This window comes from Clavibacter tessellarius (assembly GCF_001618005.1).
In the GTDB taxonomy this organism is placed as follows: Bacteria; Actinomycetota; Actinomycetes; order Actinomycetales; family Microbacteriaceae; genus Clavibacter; species Clavibacter tessellarius_A.
The window spans coordinates 1-2,074 of record NZ_LQXA01000059.1; the positions used below are offsets into that span (position 1 = coordinate 1).

2 protein-coding genes are annotated in these 2,074 nt (G+C 78.3%); both read right to left on the bottom strand.

Features of this window, described 5'->3' with window-relative positions:
• The coding region (locus AWH51_RS14760; RefSeq protein ID WP_063072814.1) for an MFS transporter at positions 1–1,281 on the bottom strand (1,281 nt) is incomplete at its 3' end.
• Positions 1,278–1,976: an ABC transporter ATP-binding protein gene (locus AWH51_RS14765; protein WP_217491923.1), complete on the bottom strand. Its 699-nt coding sequence runs from the start codon at positions 1,974–1,976 to the stop codon at positions 1,278–1,280. The genes AWH51_RS14760 and AWH51_RS14765, both read right to left, overlap by 4 nt.
• Positions 1,977–2,074: the final 98 nt, after the last annotated feature.

Consider the following 2,074-nt stretch of genomic DNA (forward strand, 5'->3'; position numbering starts at 1 on the left):
CGTGGCGCCGCGCGAGGCCACCGGCGCGCCCGCCGGCAGGAGCCGCGGCAGGCCGATCGCGGCCACGACGGGCAGCGCCGCGAGGATCCCCCAGGCCGCCGCGGGCGCGACGTCGAGCAGGGATCCGACCACGCCGCCGGCCACGAGCACGGCGACGCCGCCGCAGCTCGCGAGCAGGCCGTAGAAGGACGCGGTGGGGCGGCCTGCCGCGAACGACGGGACGAGCTCCATGGTCACCGGTCCCGCGGTCATGTGCCCGAGCGTGAGGCACACGACGAGCGCGGCGGCGGGCAGCAGCTCGGCCCCGGCGGGCGGCGGCACGAGCGATCCGAGGGCGAGCGCCGCGAACCCGGTCGCGGTGGTGCCGAAGCCGAGCGCGAGGGCACGGCCGGGCCCGAGCCGCTTCGCGAGGAGCGCGACGGGCCACTGCAGCGTGATGGTGAGGAGCGAGACGGCCAGGAACGCGGATCCGACCGCCGCGGTGCCGGCGCCCGCCCGCGCGAGCTCGAGCGGCAGCCCGAGGTAGAGCTGGTTGTAGGCGACGAGGTCCACCGCGAAGAGCGCGGAGAACGCGAGGAAGCGGCGGTCGCGCACGGCCGCCCAGCGGTCGGGGCGCGGAGCGGGGGCGGCGTGCGGCCCGGTGCCGGCGACCGGGGCGGATCCCGTCGACCGGTCGGCCGTGCCCGCCGGCCGCGCCGCCTCCGCCGGGATCACGCACCAGAGCGCCACCCCCACCGCCGCGAACAGGCCCGCTCCCACGAGCACCGTGGTCGAGAAGCCGAACCCGAGGAGCGCGGCGCCCGCGAGCGGTCCCACGGCCGCGCCGACCTCGCCCACCAGCACGAGCGCCGCGAACAGCGACGGCCGTCCGGCGGATCGGCGGTCGCGCCCGCGCACGTCGGCGGCCGCGACGAGGCTCTGCAGCGCCGGGCTGAAGAGCGCGCCGCCGAACCCGGTGAGGATCGCGCCGGCGAGGAAGCCCGGCAGGTCCGCCGCGAGCGCGAGCCCGAGGTAGCCGGAGACGCGCACGACGCAGCCCGCGGCGATGAGCGTCCGCGGGCCGAAGCGGTCGGCGAGCATCCCGCCGAGGAGGAACAGGCCCTGCTGGCTGAAGGTGCGGGCGCCGAGCACGAGGCCGATCGCGAGGGCGCCGAGCCCCAGGTCGTCGCGCATCACGACGGCGAGGAAGGGGACGACCGCGTAGAAGCCGAGGTTGAAGACGAGCTGGCTGGAGAGCAGCACGGCGGCGTGGGGTGCGCCGGCGCGGTGGGGCGCGATCATGCGGTGAGCGCTCCCGGCAGCCGCGGGACGGCGTCGGCGAGCTCGCGCGTGGCCGGATGCGCGGGGGCGGCGAGGAGGCGCGCGGTCGGCCCCTCCTCCACGATGCGCCCGCCCGCGAGCACGACGCTCCGGCCGCACAGCCGGGCGACCGCGTCGAGGTCGTGCGACACGAGCACCAGCCCGATGCCCCGCTCCCGCACGAGGCCGTCGAGCAGCTCGATGATGCGGTCGCGCAGCGGCAGGTCCACGCCGCTCACGGGCTCGTCGGCGAGCAGGATCCCGGGGGAGGTCGCGATGGCCCGCGCGAGGGCGACGCGCTGGGCCTGCCCGCCGGAGAGCTCGGCGGGGCGCCGGCCGGCGAGGGAGGCGGCGAGGCCCACGTCGTCGAGCGCGCGGGCGACGATCGCGGCGTGGTCGCCCGGCACGTCGAGGCGGCGGAGCGGCTCGCGGATCAGCTGCCGCACGGTCATGCGCGGCTCGAGGCTCGCGCCCGGATCCTGCGGCACGGCCTGTACGCGCCGCCGGTACCAGCGGAGGGCGGATGCGCGGCCGGGCACCACCGGCCGGTCGCCGAGGGCGACGCGGCCCGCGGCGGGCGTCTCGAGCGCGAGGAGGACCCGCAGCAGCGTCGACTTGCCGGATCCGGACCGGCCCACCACGCCGACCGTCTCGCCGGGCGCGACGCGGAACGACACGTCGTCGAGGGCGTGCCGTCCTCGTCGAACACCGCCGCGGTGACGTCCGGCCGGCGGAAGTACCCGGCCATCGCGGCGGCGCTCTTGACGAGCAGCTC